This window comes from Microbulbifer salipaludis, assembly GCF_017303155.1.
GTDB lineage: Bacteria > Pseudomonadota > Gammaproteobacteria > Pseudomonadales > Cellvibrionaceae > Microbulbifer > Microbulbifer salipaludis.
In genome coordinates, this window is the sequence record NZ_JAEKJR010000002.1 from 1,137,513 (window position 1) to 1,157,488 (window position 19,976).

A 19,976-nucleotide genomic window follows, 5' to 3' on the forward strand; every position below is an offset into this window, starting at 1 on the left:
ACAGTTATTGACAGTACTCCAAGGGAGGGGCATTCGCCCCTCCTATTGCTCTCGCTTCCGCTCTACAACTTTCGAATTCAGTAACCGGTCGAACCGTCCACTCGTGAAAGCGAGTGATGACCCGGGATTTGGCCTGGAATAGCAGCCCGATCAATTTTTGAGCTTCTTGGCCGTATTTGTTCAGCCCCGCTTTGACGACATGTAACGCCCGCAGCGGCAGGTCGGCCCGATCTGGAGTTGGGCCTCCGGATAGCTCGGTGAAGGTTTCCCAGTCTCCTTTGTCCGCAGCCTCGATGAGACCTTTCAGTAACTCGCTATCTATAGAATCCAGAGCGGCTTCTGCATGTTCACTGTGGGCAAGCCTGCGGGACTCCCGCCAGGCGGTAACACTGGGGCCGCCGATCTGCTGGAATTGACGGATCTTCCAGGTAGACGCCCAAGCACGGATGCGGATCGCACTCTCAATCGCGTCATGTCCATATAGGTCTTCGCCGACGTGCTCTCCGTCGATATTCTTGGCTATGTATTTAGCGATATAGCCTGCAGCAGTACCTTTGTTCGGGTCTATGTATTTGACGGTGAACCGCCTTTTCTGGGCTCCCGGTTCGTTGCCGTCTATCTCCAGCGCATAGTGGCGGAAGATGCTTAGTGCCTCCTTGACCTGCTCGGGTGCAATGAACAAGAGCATGTGCCAGTGCGGGCAACCGTCGTGATGCGGTTCCACCACGCGGAAACCATAGGGCTGAATCTGGCTTCGCTTCAGTTTCGCCCGGATCTTGGCCCACTGTTGGTTGAAGTACGCCTGGACTTCGGCAGGAGTAGAGCCGTTGTACCGTGGATTGGGCTTACAGTTGGCCGACAGATGACTGTGGTACTTGGAAGGGGCGGTAAGAGTTAGGAATACCCCTTGCTCGCCACGCTTACGGGAGATCGCTTCAAACCCAGCCATTCGGGTCATGAGTTTGCTTCGCCGGTTGGCCAAGTTCGCTACACTTCGCTTCGCCACATCGAGCAAGTTGAAGACTTCGCCTAGCTCGTTGACCGCTTCCAAAGCGGCAAGCACCGCTTCATTTCGCTTCCATTGAGCGAGTTTTCGGTTCACCCCGTGGTTGCTGGCATAGATACCTGATCGCTTATTGACCAAGCCAAGATTGATATGGACCTCTTCCAGATACAAATCTTGAAGGGTGCGAATACCACGCCGCCATCAATCTGGACAGAAGACGCGGGCGAGCGCCGGCATTATCTCTTCTTGGCTTGCCTGAAGTGGATCGGGGTGGGGAAAAGTCAGCTGGCAGTTTTCGACCGCTTTAATGGTCTTCTTCAAGCCGTTGTGATACCGACCAGCTTTGTACTCAAGGAAGAAGGCTGCTTTCAGTGTGCCACTACACTAGGCAGTATCCACTGTTGAGACTAGAGCCAGGCTAATCCTCTATTAGGTGCGCGATTAGAGAGGCCGAGACTGTATCTCGGCCTCATAAGTTGGCTCTACCTACGTTATTGATTGATCAGTTTAGAGCGCTGGCTCGAGGCAGTTTCTGGATCCTTCCAAGCAGGTACCATCCGAGTCATAGTTCGATACGAATACGCTGCAAGTCATGGAATCATTATTGCCGTATGCATCTGTCACTGTCAGGCGAAAGGTGTGGTTCATTGACGTATTGTCTGGAGTGAAGACGGTAGTCGTGAAGGGGCCTTTGCCCGTACGGGTCGTCCCATTGGAAAGATACCAGGAATAAGTAAGGTTGGTGCCGTTTCTGCTCGCAGATCCATCGTCAGAGAAAGTAACACTCGCATACTGGCCCTCTGCCGTCGAGGGCGTCACCTTACATTCGGCGATAGGCTCCATTGTTCGCTCCCGCAATGGAGTAAATTCTTCATGTTTATTAACTAGTTCATTATACCTTTGCACATCATTAGTATTTGCCATCCCGTTATGACTATAGGTTAGCCAGCTCTGTTTGTACCAAGATCCCTTGGTATCACTTAAATTCTGTGAGTTTACTTCTGCAAAGGCTCGAACCTTATGGCTCAAGAACTCAAAAAAGCTACCGATAAAGGGGTCGCCAGATAGGAGGTTATGAATATATAACAGTTCACGTTTTTCCGGCGTTTCAAAGGATGTATTTTCTAGGTCTGATAACCATGCCCAATAAGAAACATCTGTAAACCTTGGATTGTATACTTTGCTCGGGTAAGTGTTGAGCTGTGTGCCCAATTCATTATGTTGGTTATCTGGATTGGCAACTGGATCATACAGATGCACCATCACAGGAATTTCAGGAGATTCCTCCTTGAATTTCGCTGCAAGATGAGTAACGAGTGCCCCCCCCCTACTGTGGCCTGCTAGATAAATAAACTTCAAGTTTTCCGTGTAGAACTTTTTCTTCAGCCACTGATAGTGAGCTTGAATTATTTCTCGTTGATTTGGGAGGGTGAAGTCATAATTAAATCTGGCGTCGACAGCGATTGCTATAAAGGTGCTCTCCATATCGAAGTCGCCATTAGTTGCAACCAGTTTTGGAACTGATCCAGGCATTATTGGCATATGGCCGTTGGCCAGTGTGGTGTCGTTATGATCAAACCACCAATTCCAGTCATCACACATGCCAATATTGGATGCTTGGATGTCATTACTACTGAAGTACTGTCCCATAGAAAAATACATCAATGTATCAACGTTGCTGCGGGGAGGCTCATTGTAAGTGGCGATAATTGTGCGACGCTGTTTGTCCTTGGCGACATTATTATTTTCCCACTCATAAAAGTCGCTTTGAATCTTGTTGTTACACGGAAAGAGAAGATCATTTCTGCAGTAGCTGACGCGCTGGGCGTAGGCGGTAGTGGGAAAGCCTGAGGTTAAACTAGTGATCCCGCAGCGATCGTAAGGTGAGACAGGAGGGGGAGGGTCAATTCCGGGGGGTAAGCCCTCATATGCAGACACTGTTACAGATATGAAGGATAGGCAAAGAAAGGTAATTATTCTGTTCATGAATCTATTTCTCTAAAGGATGCGGTTATTTAAGCTTGTACCTCACACTTAGCTTTAATACTTCTATGTTGACTGTCGGCAAGCCGACAATTTCAGTGCTCGACGACGCAACAGGGTGGAATTATATTTTAATATTTTCTAATTTACTGTGAGAAATTTCTACATAATTGTCATTGGTAAGGGCTTTTTCTCAGTTTTAAGCTTTTGCTTGGCGCTTGGTGACAACGGGAGCGTGACTGATGCGAGCAGCCTTGATCTTTCTCTCACTTTTGCCTGGAGGTGGTAAGGCACATGCTTTTGAGTGGAGCGCTGGGGAGTACGTAGAGAAGTTGTAGTGGCACGCTTAATTATTACATCGGTGACCTGAAAGGGGCCTTTAACGGTCTTCTTTATACACAGGCTATAGAGAATGGGGGGCGAGCCTCCTCAGTGTCTCCTCTCTAGTGAGGATAATAATCTGGTGAGGATAATAATTTCACGACCATGCTCAAGGATGTTATTGCACAAATGCGCATCAATAATCGGCATATCAAGGCTAAAGATGTGTCGAATACCGCAGCAATAGCGCTAATCACCGCGATGGCCGATCTCTACCCCTACCTTCTTGTCCAACGTCTGGATAGCCATTTGGGCGGTGAGAATAGTTCAAGGGCTGAATAAGAGTCCCTGGCTATAGGTGGGTATGGGGACTCGATGTTCTTTCAGGCTTGAATGGTACAAATAAGTAAGCGATCAGTTTTCCACACCTTCGACGCGAGCATTGCTTTCTGGTAACCCTAAAGCCCGGACGTTCCACGGTAGTAATGCCTGCATGGCGGTGAGAATTGTCGAATTGCCGTCTGAATAGTCTTTTCATATCGCGGTCCAGTGTGATTTTCAGGTTCCGGATACTTGCTTTGAGAGTCATCTCGGCTGTGGAATCGGACATGTTAAGGCGATAGGGGTGCACAATATGTGTACAGTTTAAATTGGGGGCCCATATCCTTAGTAATTCGCTATTGACCTGAAAGTGGTACATGCGTAACACTTTGTTTGTGAGGTAGCTCAATAAATATAAAAGTCATACGGACTCTCTTATGAAAGCAAAATTTTTTATTCTCCTTTCAATCCTGGTTCTTAGCGGCCCAGCTTTTTCGCACAGTGGTAATACCGACTCCAACGGCGGCCATAACTGCAGCGAAAAATCAAAAAAGAAAGGCTTGTGCTCTGGCTATCACTATCATAGAAATTCAGTTACCAGCGCTGAGTTTGAAACCCCAAAGCCTCATCATTCAAAGACTGATACGAAGCTAAAGCAGTCAGCCAGTTCACCTATTACAGCGTCATAAGTACGCTAGGTGCATTTCGTAGTTGGGACGTTGCACTGCGGCTCCAAGAGGGTCGCGGGTTCTTAAGCAAGTAATGGAAAATGTGGTGGGCGGGGTAATATGCATCATATTACAGCGTCACCACAGATTTCATGTTGCGATGTTCATTTCGCATTCTAGAAACCCCCGATTATTGATTAAATTATTGTGACTAGGCTAGCAAGGGCTTCAAGTCAAATAGGATGCTCTGTCCAACAGTGGGCTCGCGGATTCGCTCTTCAATAGCTCCCGTAGGTTCGCCTTCGTATTTTTATTTTTGGTCCCTAAGAGGAATAATTGGGGGCAGAGTAAACAATCGTTTTCAGAAGCTTGCCATGGATCGAGTCCAGAGCGTCTTCTGCATACTCACTATGGACGAGCCAGTGAGACCCCCGCCACGCCCATTTGAGGAAGCTTATTTTTTCTTGGGCGAAATCCGCATAGTGATATCCGCATGGAAGACCTCCTCTCCATCGGTATCAAACACTCTCACGGGCATCACCACATCCTGAGCAGAATCCCAATGAAAGTCGTCCACCTTGCACACGGCGCGCAAATCGGTCTTGGCCATCTTCAGGTATTGCACAGTCATACCGACTGGAATCCAGCGGAAGTTGCCGTTCAGGGATATGTCCAGGCACACGCCTCCCGCAAGCTCTGCTGCGTTACACATGGCGATGGCGTGTACGGTTTTAATGTGGTTTTGCACTGCGCGGCGCTTTTTCAGTTTTACCTCAACCAGGCCCGGCTTTATCTGGGTGAAGCGGGGTTTGATCGAGCTGAAGTAGGGGGCGTTGAAGCAGACGATCTTGCTCACCAGCCAGCGGCCAAAGCTATTGCCCCCCAAGCTTTTCCAGAGTTTCAGGATGGGGCTTTTGGAGGGTAGGTAAGAGGGTGCGTAAGTCATCTGCCTTCTCTGTTTGGCCGTATCAGTGGTATACACATTTTTGCACCTTTGCCATCGGTTGAATAAGTATCAAACTGCCCGAGAAGCTTGTCCATACCGCTTATTGGCGCTCAGCCAGTGCCATTACGGAAGCCCGTTTTGATGGTATGTGGAGATATCCGGAGCAGCGGCTGGCCCGGGTGGCCGCAGGTCTTGACCTGTGAGCGGGTAACTGGGCATGGTGGTAGCCAAGGATCTTTGGTAGGGAGGAGCCAGGATGAATACGCTGGTTAAGTTGCTGTTGTTTGGGTGGATGATGTCCGGGTTGCTGATGGTTGCGGCCACGGCCTCGGGGGAGTCTCAGGAATCTGGGTACAAGCCGGTTGCGCCAAACCCCAGTTACAACGATGTAACGGCGCTCACATTCCGGGAGTATGACCGCAAGGTTCCCTATGGCGAGCACCCGGACCAGTACGCTTTACTCTGGCTACCTGACGATCCCGAGCCCGCGGGCAAGCCCACCGTTGTATTAGTACACGGGGGTTGCTGGCTGAGTGCCTATGACATTAACCATACCCGCGCGCTGGCAACCGCTCTAGCTCTGGAAGGTTATCCCGTATGGAGCCTGGAATATCGTCGGTCCGATGAAAACGCCAGTAGCTGGCCGCAAAGCCTGCACGACTTGCAGCGCGGCGTTCAGGCAATCCGCAAACTTCCGCTCGACGGCTTGAATCACGATGAGGTGGTGCTCTTGGGTCACTCCGCGGGTGGGCATCTGGCCCTGTTGTTGGCGGCTTCCTGGGGCGAGGTGTTTACCGGGCAGGCGCCCAGGGTATCTGCGCTGGGGCTGGCGGCCATTACCGATATTGCGGATTATGCGGGTGGCACCAATGGCTGCCAAAAGGCGGCTGCACTGTTTATGGGGGCAGCGCCCAGTGAAGCACCTGCGGCCTATGCGGCCGCCAACCCTGCAACGCTTGGTATCAATGTCCCGGTGATCCTTTTACAGGGCGACGGTGACCAGATTGTCCCCCGCGCGCAGCTCGAAAGCCTGCGAGCGGATAATGTCACCACCAGAATTGAGCCCGGGGCCGGCCACTTTGACTGGGTGCACCCCGGTACGCCGGCGTTCCAGACCCTGCTGGAAACCCTGAGCCAGCTGCAAAATTACGATGCATGACCAAGTGGTAGATGAATGAGTTTGTTGGACGTTCTCACACAGTATCGAAAAGATCCCTCGTTGGCCGCAGGGCCTGCTTCGCTTTTGCCGGACGCCGAGACGCTGGACCAGAGTGACCCCCTGAGGCACAAGCGGGACGAGTTTCTATTGCCTGCACAGAGCGTCTATCTCGATGGCAATTCCCTCGGCCCGATGCCAGTCGCTGCCCGGCAGCGCGCGCAGGCGGTGCTGGACCAGCAGTGGGGGGAAGACCTGATCTGCAGCTGGAATAAGCACAGCTGGATCGACCTGCCGCAAACAGTGGGTGACAAGATCGCCCCATTGCTGGGTGCTGCGCCGGGCCAGGTGATCTGCTGTGATTCCGTGTCGATCAATCTGTTCAAGGTGCTTTCCGCAGCCCTTGGGCTCAATCCCGGCCGGCGAAAAATAGTCTCGCAGCGGGATAATTTCCCAACGGATCTGTATGTGGTGCAGGGCTTGCAGCAGCTATTGGGCGACGCGCAACGCGAGCTGGAGGTATTGCCCGAGGAGGAGATTGAGGGCGCACTCGACGATCAGGTGGCGGTGCTTCTGCTAACACAGGTGAACTTTCGCAGTGGCTATGCCCACGATATTGCGCGGCTCACCCGGGCGGCGCAGGCGCATGGCGCGCTGGTAATCTGGGATTTGGCCCACAGTACCGGCGTGATGCCACTGGAGCTGGATCAGTGGAATGTGGACTTTGCCGTTGGCTGTGGCTACAAGTACCTTAACGGCGGCCCGGGTGCGCCCGCGTTTGTGTATGCCGCGCTCCGCCATCACGCCGCCCTGCGGCAGCCAGTGGCGGGTTGGATGGGCCACCAATCCCCGTTTGAATTCTCACCAGAGTACACCCCGGCAGGAGATATCCGGCAGTTCCTGGCGGGTACCCCACCGATCCTCTCGATGAGCGTGCTGGATGCTGCACTGGATGTGTACCGCGATGTTGATATCAGGCAGGTGAAGCAAAAAGCACTGGATCTCGCGGACTATTTCGCTGCGCGGATGATGGAGTTCCCATCGTTGCAGTCACTTGAGCTGGCTACGCCGTTGGCGCATATCGAGCGGGGGGCGCAGCTGGCTTATGTGCATCCGCAGGCGTTCGCCATTTGTCAGTGCCTCATTGCCGAGGGGGTGATTGCGGACTTCCGTGCGCCCAATATCCTCCGCTTCGGTTTTTCTCCGCTCTACCTGAGCTTTCGCGACCTGGATAAGGCTCTTGAACGCTTTGCGGTCATCATGAAGGAGGAGTTGTACGCGCTCCCTGAGTTCAATGTCCGCAAAAAGGTCACCTGACAGGTTGCGGATTTTTCCGGGGCGACAGCACCCATGGTTTTGTTACAGAAAACAATGTTGTGCCTGTGTCCCGGTTTCTCTTCTGTCTGACACCCAATAGATGGGTGGCAGAGTCGAGTTTACGCACGTAAAAATCTATTTTTTGAAGTCGTCCAGGCCCTTTGGCCACTACGACCTTCCCGAAAGAGGGTTGCAAGCCCTGTCAACTGTCACGCTGTTACTGGGCTACCGCCGACTACACACACTGCGATGGCGCGCACGATTCTAATGTGGTTCTGAACCGCGCGGCGTTTCTTCAGCTTAACCTCTACCGGCCCGATCAGTGTGGGATTACGGGCAGCTCTAGGTAGGAGGCGCGTTCGCCACCGAACCAGACTGTGTTGTGCGCGGTGATATAGGTCGAGCTGGCCGCATTCGCGGCACCGGTGTTGAGGTTGCGCTCGATGCGCGGAAAGTTCGAGCTGCTGACCTCAATGCGAATACGGTGGCCCGCGGCAAAGTAGTTGCTGGTCGCATTCAGGTCCACGTCGATCGCATAGACCTTGCCGGGTACCATCAATTCTGGTTCGCGCAGCGAGTTTCGGTAGCGCATACGTTGTACACCTTCCTGTACGTTGTAGGCACTCCCATCGGGATACACGTCCACCAGTTTCACCGTGAAATCCGTGTCTTGCGCCGATGAGCTGACAAACAAGCGCGCACGGATCAGGCCGGTCACCTCGATACCTTTTTTCAGTGGCGGGCTGGTGTAGACGAGCACATCGTTGCGCATCTCGATCGCGCGCTGGTCGTAGCCGCCGGCCTCCGTTTTGGATCCCGTGCAACAGGTGTGACCACCCAGGGAAGGCACCGGGTCGGCGGGATCGTAGGTAAACTGGTCTTTGCCGCGCAAGGCCGGTTCTTGGGTCGCCAGCTGCCCACCACCGTTAAGGCTATTCGCTGGCTGAGTGGACGAGAGATACCAGCGGGTTTTGCGGGTGCCGGGTATCGGCCAGGCATCCGCCGTGCGCCACTCATCGGCACCGAGCACGTAATAGGTCAGGAAAGGCCGCTGTACAGAAAGGCTGCGCGCGCCTTTGAGCCAGTAATCGTACCAGTCCAGTTGCATGTTCAGGTATGGGCGGCTGGTGTTTTTTAGCGTGCGCTCGCCGGCGCTGAGCTGCTCCTCCTGCTCGGGAAAATTGCAATGGGTGCCCGGTCCGATGACGACGTATTGATGTGTCTGCGCCTCGGTGGTGGTGGCGTTCGCTTTGAACTGGTTTGCCATCATCAGGGTTTCCCGGGCGCCATAGTCGTACCAGGTATCGAAAAACAAATTGGGCACAGAGGTGCTGTCTTCGGCCTGCACCAGGTCCATCGAGCGGAAATAGTCGCCGTCCGGGCGACTGTTGCGCCAGTTCTCAAAGTCGGTGGGCGCGATACCGCTGCGCGATAGCAGCGATAGTACCGGGAGGGATTTGAGGTTGCCCAGGTAGCGGTCGAAATCCTGTTCTGGGGTTGCACGGTAGTGGTGACCGTGGTCAGCCTGGAACCATTCCGAGCGCTCGGCGCCGGTAAGCGGTGGTCCGTAGAAAATCTTGGAGCCATTGCTGGCGAACCAGCCTGCGGTCTGCCCCAGTTCGAAGGCGCCTCCGCTGAAGGATTGCCAGGCCCGCCCGGGCCGATAGTAGCCGGATGCGGCGGACTGGGGTTGTCCGACCACGAGAGCAGGGTGGCCGGTTGTCTGCAGTACGACCTGGGTTTCACCCAGGTAGGAACAGCCGCTCAGACCCACGCGTCCATTGGACCAGGGCTGGTCCACAATCCAGTCCAGGGTGTCGACTCCGTCTTCGCGGCGCCCGCGCGCAACCGTATACACACCTTCGGATTCATGGCGCCCGCGAATATCTTGGATCACTACCGCGTAACCGCGTTCGACCAATGCCTTCCAGGCGGGATTCCAGCCGAAAGTACCGTTTTTGTCGTAGACCGTGCGCACAAGGATAGTGGGGCGAGGGGTGTCCTCAGGTCCGTCGAAATAGACATCGGTAGACAGGTGAACCCCATCGAGCATGGACACCATCTGGCTTTTTAAAACCTGCATAGCGTCGACCGTACAGGAAAGAAGCGCGAGCAGCGCCACACAAGACCATCGTTTCATGGGAGTGTCCGTTGGAATTTTGTGCCGGCACCCCTGTTGAAGGGAGAGGTGCCGGCGGTTGGGAGTGCTGTGTTCGCTAGCGCCTGGAGACGTGCAGGGTGGATTTTGCCGGTGCGATCTCGAAACGATAGCGATAGTCCAGGTAGGGCAGTGTGTATTCGAACAGTGGCGGAGCGCCCCAGGAATCGGTGCCACCAACGCCTCGCTGCGCCAGGTCAATGTTGACGAAAATCCTGTCCCGGGCCACCAGCTGATAGGGGTGCAGGTTGCGCTTTTTGACGTGCTCACGGGAAGCATCGAACTGGTCGGTGTCGTAGTAGCTGGCACCAAAACCTAACAGGGGATCGCCGCTAAAGCGCACCCCAAGGCCGTCCGCATTGGTGAAGCTCACCTCGCGCACATCGGTGCGGTAGCCGTTTTCCTGCGGCCGAACATAGGGTACAAACAGCTCGTCGACCCGGGCGGAGTAGCGTCCTACAAGAGCCGAGTGATTACGGTCCGCATAATTCTCGTGGGGGCCGCGTCCATACCAGGATACCGAGGAGAATTCCGGTTTCAGAGTGAACAGGCTGCCGAGGCGCGGCAGCTGAGGCTGTTGCTGATGCGGTGCCGCAAGAAAATAGACTTCCACCGCAATGCGCCCATCACCGTGGATCTGGTACTGCATCTGGTAACGGCTTTGTACCTGCGCCAGCCAGTGTTCTGTGGCAATAGTGACGTGACCCTCGCCACGCTCGACGATGCGTATGTCTGTCAGCTGTGCATTGCGTCCCACGAACTGCCAGGTGGCAAGACTCCCACCGTAGCCTCGCGCTTCCAGATCATTGTCGATCGGTGCGCGCCAGAACTCGGGGTGTGTGGGCCCGGCCAGTACCTCGCGATTGCCGTAGGCAAGCTGGCCGAGAAAGCCGGTTTGCTTATCGAATACCGCCTTGAAGGCACTGCCGCTCACCGTGATCTCAAGGTCATTTTCGCGGGTGCGCAGGCGCTTGGATGATGTTGCCTTGGACTCCGCCGCGGGAAGTGGGGCGTAGGCAAGCTGGTAACTGGCCACTTCGTGGCCCGGCTCGAGCAGCGGTTCGGTACCGTCGGTGTGCACCGACAGGTTGAGGAAATATTCACTACCGGGCTGCCGCGCATAGGCGACCGGCAGTTGCACGCGCTGGCTGCCCTGGGCCGGCGCTTGCAGCGGAATTCCGCCACCTTCTGCCACCGGCACGCCGTCTTCCAGCAGTTTCCAGTCCAGCGTCCATCCGGAGAGACTGCGGAAAAAGTGTTTGTTGGTGATCTCCAGTGCACCGGATTCCAGATCCAGCGCGCGGAAGCCGACGTTCTGGTGCGCGAACTTTACCTCCCATAGGTAGGGGTAGGGTGTGCGGTCTGCCTGTACCAGGCCGTTGGCACAGAAGCTGTCAGAATGCGCAACCGCGGGCGGCTCCAGGTCTCCACCGTAGGCAAAGAAAGACTGTCCGCCGGGCGCCGTGCGCAGGAAGGTCTGGTCGACCCAGTCCCAGATAAAGCCGCCCTGCAGCGCGTCGTAGGTTTCGAACGCGTCCCAGTATTCCTGGAAGTTACCGAGGGAATTGCCCATGGCGTGCTCGTACTCGATCAGAATAGCGGGGCGCTCATCAAAGCCGGTGCGGGCATAGCGGATAATCTGGTCAAGGCTCGCATACATCTGGCCATAGGCATCTGTATGCCGGCGCAATTGTGCCTGTTCTGACATGACCGGCGCCGGGTCCCGTTGCTTAAGCCAGTCGTAGGCGGCTTCGAGGTTGGGGCCGTCGCCGGACTCGTTGCCGAGGGAGCGAATCACCACCGCAGCACTGTTTTTCGAGCGCTCGTACATATTGCGGATACGGTCTATGTAGGCCGCGCGCCATTGCGGTTTGTTGACCGGATGAATGGAGGGGTCATACGGCGATCCCTGGTTGGCCGCTCCGACACCATGGGACTCGATGTTGGCCTCGTCCATCAGGTAAAAGCCGAACTCATCGGCTAGTTGGTACCAGTAAGGATCGTTGGGGTAGTGTGCGAGGCGTACCGAGTTGATGTTGAATGCCTTCATCAGGCGTGCGTCGTGTTCCATCGATTCACGAGAAACCACGTGCCCGGTAATGGGATCGTGCTCGTGCCGGTTCACGCCCTTGAACAGGATTGGCTTGCCATTGATGAGAATCTGGCCATCGCGGTATTCGGTCGAGCGGATCCCCAGCTTGTGGCCGATGTATTCGGCAGGTGTGCCGTCACCGCCGATTAAGGCCAGCTGCAGTCGGTAGAGGTAGGGGCGTTCGGCGCTCCATGGCTCTGCGCCGGGCACCTCGATACGGGTCGCGACCTCGTGCTCCTGTCCGGGCGCAACGCGCGGCACCGCAACCACCTGCTCGGCGACGGTGTTGTTGTCGGCATCGCTCAGAGTCAGCTGTACACGATAGCCCTCTGCGGCTTTACTCCGTGCGTTGGCGATCTGCGCGCGGAAGTCGATGACGCCGTCCCGGTAGCCGTTGGTCAGGTCGGTGCGTGCGTGGAAATCCCGCAGGTGCACTTTCGGGGTAGCGTACAGATAGACATCCCGTTCGATGCCACTCATACGCCACATATCCTGGCACTCGAGGTAGGAACCATCCGAGTAGCGGAATACCTGTACCGCAAGCAGGTTTTCGCCTGCCTTCAGGTAGGGAGTCAGGTCAAATTCTGCTGCGGTTTTCGAGTCTTGTGAGTAGCCCACCTTGCGTCCATTGACCCACAGGTAGAACGCCGACTTGACCGCGCCAAAGTGTATGAATATGCGCTTGCCATCCCAGTCTTCCGGCAGGCTGAAGGTTTGCCGGTAGGAGCCGACTGGGTTGTAACTGCGGGGCAGTTCCGGGGGTACCGCATCCGGCTGGAAGCACGCGTGTGAATGGTAATAGGGTATGCCGAAACCATTGATCTCCCAGTTGGCCGGCACCGCTATCGTGCCCCACGGGCTGTCATCGAACGCCGGTTGATGGAATGTCGCCGGGCGCTGGGTGGGATGTTCCACCCAGTGAAATTTCCAATTGCCGTTCAGCAGCAGGTGATTTTCGGTCGCAAGTGGTGACGGGCTAAATGCCTCTGCCGCAGACAGCGCCGGGTAGAAGAAGCTCCTTGCCGGCTGCTTGTTAATACGGAAAACTTCCGGGTTGCCCCAGTCGGGCAGCGGTGCGGCACTACTGGCGGACGAGCCGATTGCTGTCAGCAGAATGCCAATCAGAAAGTGTCTCAAGATTATTCTCCTTGGGAGTCTTGCTGCAGGTCCGGGCGGCGAAGTCCAGCCCGGACAGCGAAGCTGGAATTACCACCAGGCGACGTAAAGCGCGGCGAGAATTAGGCTGATGCTGATAGCTGAGGTATTGGCCCCACGGCTGGTGGAGAAATCAATACCCTTGAGGTCAATCGCTTTGGCATCGGCCGTTTTGCCGGCCACCAGGATGCCGAGGCCGAGGCAAGCGAGGAAGACCAGGCCAACTCGGTCCATAAACGGCAGCTCCGGCCAGAACAGGCGAGCCAGCAGCGACAGCACCACTGAACCGATGCCGGCGACAAGCGCTGAGTTCGCATTTGCCTTTTTATAAAAGAAACCGAGCAGGAAAATCGCCACCACACCCGGGGTGAAGAACCCGGTGAACTCCTGGATGTACTGGAAGGCTTGTTCCATTTTTCCAAGCAGCGGTTCGGCAATAATCATAGCGGTGACCAGTGAGGTTGCCGCGGCAATACGCCCCACCATAACCAGACGATGCTCAGAGGGGGATTCCTCAAACAGCTTACGGTAGATGTCCAGGGTGAAGATTGTGGAGACGCTGTTGGCCATCGAGGCGAGGGAGGAGGCGATGGCGGCAACCAGTGCTGCAAAGGTCAGCCCCAGCAGGCCAGGCGGTACCAGCTTCATCATTTCCGGATAGGCCTGATCCGGGCGTTCGAGGTCTGGTGCCAACGCCAGCGCTGCAATACCTGGCAGGACCACGATCAGTGGCATCAGCAGCTTAAGGAAAGCGGCAAACACAATACCTTTCTGCGCTTCACGTAGGTTTTTGGCCGCCAGGGTACGCTGGGTGATGTACTGGTTGAAACCGAAGTAGGAAATATTCATCACCCACATACCTCCGATCAGAACCGAGATGCCCGGTAGACTCACGTAGTCCTCGTGATCCGGGGAGAGGATCATGTCGAAGCTCTCTGGTGTGCGTTCCAGCAGAGTGCTGAATCCGGCGATTGCGCCGGCACCGTCGGCTAGGGTATCCAGTGCGAGGTAGCTCACCAGCAGGCCACCAAAAATCAGCAGGACAACCTGGATAATGTCCGTGAGTGCCACTGCCTTGAGGCCTCCGTAGAGCGAGTAGGCGACAGAGAACACTGCCAGGAAAATCATGCCGTGGAGCATTTCGATACCGGTGATGGTCTTGATCGCCAGTGCGCCCAGGTAGAGCACCGCAGTCAGGTTGACAAAGGTGTAAACCGCCAGCCAGAAAAACGCCATTACCATTTGCACACGCCCGTCAAAACGCTGCTCGAGGAACTGCGGCATGGTGTAAATTTTCTTTTCAAGAAAAATTGGCAGGAAAAATTTGCCAACAATAATCAGGGTAATTGCGGCCATCCATTCATAAGAGGCAATTGCGAGCCCAATGGCATAGCCAGAGCCGGACATGCCAATAATTTGCTCAGCCGATATATTGGCGGCAATAATGGAGGATCCGATTGCCCACCAGGGCAATGAATTCCCGGCAAGAAAATAATCGGAACTATTTTTTTCATGTCCGGCTTTTTCCCGGGACACCCACCACGCGATTGTAATCAGGAACATGCAGTAGCATACAAATACTGCTATATCTGGCATGGTCATCGCCATATCGAACCCCTTTCGTTATTGTTTTGATGTGGATAGTTGTTGAATGCTTTCTATGTATTGCAGTGCATGGTCGCCGACTTTTTCTGCACTGTCGCCGGGGCGGTAAAGGTCGCCACCGATACCAAACCCGCAAGCCCCGGCATGCCAGAATTCTTCCATGTTTTGCAAGTTAATACCCCCAACCGCGAATATTTGTACATCTAACGGTAATACTGCGCGCAGGTTCCTGATATAGCCGGGTCCCAGGTCTCCCGAGGGAAATAGTTTCAAGGTTTTTGCCCCGGCAGCAATAGCGGCGAAGGCCTCTGTCGGGGAAAAAAAACCTGGAAATACGCTCATACCCTCGGAAACTCCATACCGAATCACCTCCGGTTCGATATTTGGCGAGACAAGGAGGCGCGCGCCTGTCGCGCGCACGGCCCGTGCCTCGTCCAGTCGGGTCACTGTGCCAGCGCCACACAGGGCCTGTTGGCCAAATTCTGCCACCAGCTGGCTGATGCTCTCGAGGGCATTGGGTGAGTTCAGTGGGACTTCAATGTACTTGATGCCTGCATCAAGCAATGCGCCGGCGATGGGAATGATTTCCGCCGGTGTTACACCACGCAAAATGGCGATCAAAGGCGGCGGAACTGCTGCGGTTTGGGTCATGGGGAAATCCTCGCAAGTGCCGCGGTATCTGCCTGCAGAGTGCTGTTAGTGGTGTGAGTGGCGAGCGCAGCGAGACCGACGGCCGCGAGCCGGGCGCCATCGTGGGTTTGGCATGAAGTACCGAGGATACCCAGAGCGCGCTGGTAGAGCGCACACAGGCTTGAGCTGCCAATTACATGGATCGGATCCGTGGAGGTATGCTCCGCGCCTTTTTCGCGAAGCTCAGCGCCGATGAGTAATCCTGAAAGATAACTTTGCGCACTTGCCGGGGGAAGGTCACCCGCCAGTACCAGTGCGCGGGTGGCAAACAGTTGTGAAGACAGGCCCCGTCGGCTGTCGTTCACGCCACGGCAGAACGCCGTGTCATCCGTACGCTGTTTGCCTTTGATGAGTATGCTGTGTGCTCTGAGACAGCTGAACAATTCTCCCGTGAGTGCCGTGGAAAAATGTCTGATCTGGCCATCTTCTATGCAGACCCACTTTGAGTGGGTGCCGGGCAGGCACAAGGTTGCGCGACGGTGGTTGGCAGCTTCTGTACTAGCCAGCCAGCCGACTACCTGGGTTTCCTCGCCCCGCATAAAATCGGGGCCGCCGGCGCTATTCTGGCAGCGCAGGCCCGGCACAATCGTGGCCTGGAGCCCATCGCTATCGATGGTGTGTAATGCGCGGGCCAGCGCATCCGGCGTCGCCGGACAGGCAAGATACGGCACTTCCACCCAGCCGATGCCAGAACCCACCATACCGGAGAGGATCAGCGGCAACGCCGCCACGCTACCGAATTGCGCCTTGATCACCGTATGCAGGTAGGGTGCGAACTGTTCTTTCGCCAGCGTTGATGCGCCGCTCTCGGACTGAAAGCTTGCGAGTATTTCGCTGCTGGCCGACACCGCCATCATGCGAAAGCTGCTGGTGCCCCAATCCACTGCCAGTGCAATCGCCTGACAGGGTGTGGCTGTAGAATTTGTATCGATCACCGAAAGTGCCCCCATCAATGGGACTCCCGGCTGACTTCGTCGCCGGAGCCGCCTGTCAGGAAGTTAAGGTCCGCGCCGCGATCAGCCTGCAACACCGTGTCGACGTACAGTTTGGCGTATCCGCGCTGGTAGGGTGACTCCGCGCGCTGCTGTTGCCAGCGGGCCAAGCGTTGCTGCAGCTCCTGGTCGCTGATGAGCAGCTCCAGGCTGCGCGCCTCGCCATCGAACGCAATCTCATCGCCATTTTGCACAACGGCCAGCGGGCCGCCGGCGTCGGCCTCGGGGGCAACATGCAGGATGACACTGCCGAACGCGGTGCCGCTCATGCGGGCATCGCTGATGCGCAGCATGTCGCGCACGCCCCGTTCCAGTAGCTTGCGCGGAAGCGCCATGTTACCCACCTCCGGCATGCCGGGGTAGCCCTTGGGGCCGCAGCCTTTCAACACCAGGATGCTGTGTTCATCGACCTCCAGGGCCGGATCGTCGATACGCGCGTGGTAGTCCTCGATCGATTCGAATACCACCGCGCGCCCGCGGTGCTTGAGCAGTTCTGGCGAGGCGGCGTTTGGCTTGATGATGGCACCTTGTGGGCAAAGGTTGCCACGCAGGACCCAGATGCCGGAGTTATCCTGTACCGGGTTATCCGGATTGCGAATGACGTCATCGTTGTAGCACTCGGCAGTCTCCAGACGCGTGCCGAGCGTGTCGCCGGTCACAGTCATCGCCTCCAGGTGCAGGTGGCTGGCCATTTTTTTCATTACCGCCGGCAGGCCACCCGCGTAGTGGTAGTCCTCCATCAGAAATTTACCGGAGGGCATCAAGTTGACCAGCAGGGGGATGTCGCGGCTGAAGGTATCGAAATCGTCCAGCGAAAGCGGAACCTCCAGGCGGCCGGCAAGTGCGAGTAGGTGCATGACCGTGTTGGTTGATCCCCCCAGCGCCGCATTGACCTTGATGGCATTGATCAGTGCGTCGCGGTTCACAATATCCTTGATACGGATATTATCCTCGACAAGCCGCACGATCTCGCGGCCAGTCATATGTGCCATAGCCTGGCGCCGTGCGTCCACGGCGGGAATCGAGCCGTTATAGGGGAGGCAGAGACCGAGTGCTTCCACCAGGTTGGAAACGGTAGAAGCCGTGCCCATGGTCATGCAAACACCGCGTGATCGAGACATGCCGCTCTCCGCGGCAATGAAGTCGTCCATGGGCATGCGGCCAGCGCGAACGTCTTCGGAAAATTTCCACACGTCGGTGCCGGAGCCGATGTCGCGGCCACGGAATTTGCCGTTGAGCATCGGGCCTGAGGACACCACGATGGTGGGCAGGTTGACGCTCGCAGCGCCCATCAGCTGGCCGGGTGTGGTTTTGTCGCAGCCGCCTAGCAGGACTACGCCGTCAATCGGGTTGCCGCGGATCGACTCCTCCACGTCCATCGACAGCAGGTTGCGAAACAGCATCGCCGTTGGGCGCATCTGGGTTTCGCCGAGGCTGGTGACGGGGAACTCCAGTGGCAGGCCTCCGGCTTCCCAGATGCCGCGCTTGACGTATTCGGCGAGCTCGCGCAGGCCAGAATTACAGGGTGTGATTTCGGACCAGGTATTACATATCCCGATCACCGGGCGGCCGTCGAAACAGTGGTCCGGGTAACCCTGGGCTTTCATCCACGAGCGGTGGATGAAGCCATCTTTATCCAGTTTCCCGTAGCTCAACTGGCTGCGGCGCTTATTCTTGTTGCTCGCCATATGCATCGCCTGCAAAAATTTATTTATATGATAAATAGGAATAATCTGCATGGCAAGCGATGGGGAGGGCGGCGGAACTGCCGGATGGGTGCGCAGCCCATTGGCGTGAGGCAAGGGGGCCGTTAGAATCACATTATTCTGATAAATATGGCGAAACTATGATCAAGGCAGCAGGGCGTAACCTGACCCACCAACTGGCCCACGACCTGGGTAATGCCATTTTGCAGGGCAAGTTTGCGAGTGATGCTTTTCCCTCGGAGGCTGAGCTGTCCGAGCGATTTGGCGTCAGCCGCAGCGCCACTCGTGAAGCGGTAAAGATGCTGACGGCCAAAGGCATCCTGTCCTCGCGCCCGCGCCAGGGGATCCGCATCATGCCGGAGAGTCACTGGAACCTGTTTGATACCGACGTGCTGGACTGGATCTTGCGCAGTAAGCCGGGCCTGGATGTGTTGCGGGATTTTGTGCAGATGCGCGCGGCGATTGAACCCGAGGCGGCGGCGCTCGCGGCGCTGCGCTCAGATTCCGGGGGTATTGCTGAAATCGAAGCCGCTCTTGAGCGCATGCAGGCGGCAGAGCTTGGGCAGGATGATGTGCTCGACTCCGATATCGCGTTTCACGGTGCGATTCTCAAGGCCAGCGGCAACCGGTTTTTTATCCAGTTGCAGCCATTCAGTGCAACGGCCCTGCGGGTCAGTATTCGCCATACCAACCGCTTTAAGGGGGTCAATGCGGCTGACACTGCATCACACGCCCGGGTGTTGAGCGCGATCAAACGCGGCAAGGATCAGCAGGCGCGCAAACTGATGCGCGGATTGATCGATGAGGCGCTGCAGCTGATTGAAGGCGAAATGCACGCAGCGTCTTAGTAGTGGCCTGTCAGTCGGCGATATCCCGATCCCTGTCGATAGCCGACTGCAGCCAGTCGCGGAATTTCTGGATCTTGGGTTGCTGTGCCTTGTCCTTGCGTGTGACGAAATACCAGTGGTTGGGGTTATCTACCCGATGTGCCGGGAAGGGTTCTACCAGAAGTCCGGCGGACAGCTCCCGCGAGACAAAAGGTTGCATCGCAAGGGCCACGCCTACGCCCTGCAGGGCCGCACTGAGCGCGTGGTCGTAACTGTCGAATTGCAGTCCAGCGGCTGGCTGCACGCCTTGCACACCGTTGCCTTCGAGCCACGTACTCCAGTCGGCTTCTGAGGGGTAGACCTGCAGAATCGGCGCCTGTGTGAGATCTTCCGGCTTTTCCAGTTGGTGCTGCGCCAGGATGCGCGGGCTGCACACAGGAAATAGCTGATTGGAAAACAGGTGCAGGTGGTCCAGATTGTTGCCGCCGGATCGGCCCACGCGAATACAGGCGTCCACCTCCTCGTGATCGAAGTCCACGTCGCTCTGCGACATGGTGAGCCGTACACTGACATCCGGATGGGTACGTTGGAAGTCGGACAGGCGCGGGATCATCCAGCGGATCGCGAAGGTACTGTAGAGTTGCAGTGTCAGTACTTTGGGTCGCTTGGGCGCAAGCAGGGATTCGGTGCCCTCGGAAATTTTTTCGAAGGCTTCGCGCAAAACCGGGTAGTACTGTCGTCCGCTTTTTGTCAGCGACACGGATCGCGCTTTGCGGACAAACAGCTCCAGGTCGAGGTAACGCTCGAGTAGCTTGACCTGATGGCTGATTGCCGAGTGGGAAACGCAAAGCTCATCGGCGGCATCGCGGAAGGAGCAGTGTCGCGCGGCCGCCTCGAAGCTGCGCAGCGCATTCAAGGGTGGAATTTTTTTGGCCATATCATCGCTATGGTTGAATTTTTATCATTTATTTGGGGCCGATTCGAGTTTGCCAGCAGGCCTTTGGGCGTGTCAATATTTTTGCTGAACCCTTAC

The 19,976-nt window shown here is 56.2% G+C and carries 15 protein-coding genes; 5 read left to right on the forward strand and 10 right to left on the reverse strand.

Going from position 1 to position 19,976, the window contains the following annotated elements; translation table 11 throughout:
- Positions 1-4: 4 nt before the first annotated feature.
- Both JF535_RS10495 and JF535_RS10500 read right to left on the reverse strand, forming a co-directional pair.
- The gene (locus JF535_RS10495) at positions 5-1,195 is read right to left on the reverse strand and encodes a replication endonuclease (RefSeq protein ID WP_340674196.1); all 1,191 of its coding nucleotides are present in this window, start codon (positions 1,193-1,195) and stop codon (positions 5-7) included.
- A 318-nt stretch (positions 1,196-1,513) separates the two neighbouring features.
- Entirely contained in the window at positions 1,514-2,992 is a 1,479-nt protein-coding gene (locus JF535_RS10500) for a PKD domain-containing protein (protein ID WP_207001867.1), read from the reverse strand.
- Positions 2,993-3,475: 483 nt separating this feature from the next.
- On the opposite strand from JF535_RS10500, the gene JF535_RS10505 reads away from it, so the two are divergent.
- On the forward strand, positions 3,476-3,652 hold the full coding sequence (locus JF535_RS10505) for a hypothetical protein (protein ID WP_207001869.1): 177 nt from the start codon (positions 3,476-3,478) through the stop codon (positions 3,650-3,652).
- Between the two features lie 416 nt (positions 3,653-4,068).
- Entirely contained in the window at positions 4,069-4,320 is a 252-nt protein-coding gene (locus JF535_RS16985; protein WP_207001871.1) for a YHYH domain-containing protein, read from the forward strand.
- Between the two features lie 433 nt (positions 4,321-4,753).
- Here the strand turns inward: JF535_RS16985 and JF535_RS10515 are convergent, their stop codons facing one another.
- A complete protein-coding gene (locus JF535_RS10515) occupies positions 4,754-5,245 on the reverse strand; it encodes a hotdog fold domain-containing protein (RefSeq protein ID WP_207001873.1) in 492 nt (163 codons plus the stop codon).
- 256 nt (positions 5,246-5,501) lie between these two features.
- Between JF535_RS10515 and JF535_RS10520 the strand changes: the two genes are divergently transcribed.
- The gene (locus JF535_RS10520; RefSeq protein WP_207001875.1) at positions 5,502-6,404 is read left to right on the forward strand and encodes an alpha/beta hydrolase; all 903 of its coding nucleotides are present in this window, start codon (positions 5,502-5,504) and stop codon (positions 6,402-6,404) included.
- A gap of 15 nt (positions 6,405-6,419) precedes the next feature.
- Positions 6,420-7,718, forward strand: a complete 1,299-nt coding sequence (gene kynU, locus JF535_RS10525; protein ID WP_207001877.1) for a kynureninase — start codon at positions 6,420-6,422, stop codon at positions 7,716-7,718.
- 319 nt (positions 7,719-8,037) lie between these two features.
- On the opposite strand, the gene JF535_RS10530 is transcribed toward kynU, so the two are convergent.
- The 6 genes from JF535_RS10530 to JF535_RS10555 form a co-directional block, all read right to left on the reverse strand.
- Entirely contained in the window at positions 8,038-9,858 is a 1,821-nt protein-coding gene (locus JF535_RS10530; RefSeq protein ID WP_207001879.1) for a CocE/NonD family hydrolase, read from the reverse strand.
- A 76-nt stretch (positions 9,859-9,934) separates the two neighbouring features.
- Positions 9,935-13,105, reverse strand: coding sequence for a glycoside hydrolase family 2 TIM barrel-domain containing protein (locus JF535_RS10535; protein WP_207001881.1), 3,171 nt, complete (start codon positions 13,103-13,105; stop codon positions 9,935-9,937).
- Between the two features lie 69 nt (positions 13,106-13,174).
- The gene (locus JF535_RS10540) at positions 13,175-14,731 is read right to left on the reverse strand and encodes a sodium/sugar symporter (protein WP_207001883.1); all 1,557 of its coding nucleotides are present in this window, start codon (positions 14,729-14,731) and stop codon (positions 13,175-13,177) included.
- A 15-nt stretch (positions 14,732-14,746) separates the two neighbouring features.
- A complete protein-coding gene (locus JF535_RS10545; protein WP_207001885.1) occupies positions 14,747-15,379 on the reverse strand; it encodes a 2-dehydro-3-deoxy-6-phosphogalactonate aldolase in 633 nt (210 codons plus the stop codon).
- Positions 15,376-16,368, reverse strand: a complete 993-nt coding sequence (locus tag JF535_RS10550; RefSeq protein WP_207001886.1) for a 2-dehydro-3-deoxygalactonokinase — start codon at positions 16,366-16,368, stop codon at positions 15,376-15,378. Before JF535_RS10550 ends, JF535_RS10545 begins: the two co-directional genes overlap by 4 nt.
- Positions 16,368-18,098, reverse strand: a complete 1,731-nt coding sequence (locus tag JF535_RS10555; RefSeq protein ID WP_207001887.1) for an IlvD/Edd family dehydratase — start codon at positions 18,096-18,098, stop codon at positions 16,368-16,370. The genes JF535_RS10550 and JF535_RS10555 overlap by 1 nt, the downstream gene beginning before the upstream one ends.
- Before the next feature lie 158 nt (positions 18,099-18,256).
- Between JF535_RS10555 and JF535_RS10560 the strand changes: the two genes are divergently transcribed.
- Positions 18,257-18,964, forward strand: coding sequence for a FadR/GntR family transcriptional regulator (locus tag JF535_RS10560; RefSeq protein ID WP_207001888.1), 708 nt, complete (start codon positions 18,257-18,259; stop codon positions 18,962-18,964).
- A 10-nt stretch (positions 18,965-18,974) separates the two neighbouring features.
- Here JF535_RS10560 and gcvA read toward each other — a convergent pair whose 3' ends face one another.
- The gene (gene gcvA, locus JF535_RS10565) at positions 18,975-19,880 is read right to left on the reverse strand and encodes a transcriptional regulator GcvA (protein WP_207001889.1); all 906 of its coding nucleotides are present in this window, start codon (positions 19,878-19,880) and stop codon (positions 18,975-18,977) included.
- Positions 19,881-19,976 lie beyond the last annotated feature (96 nt).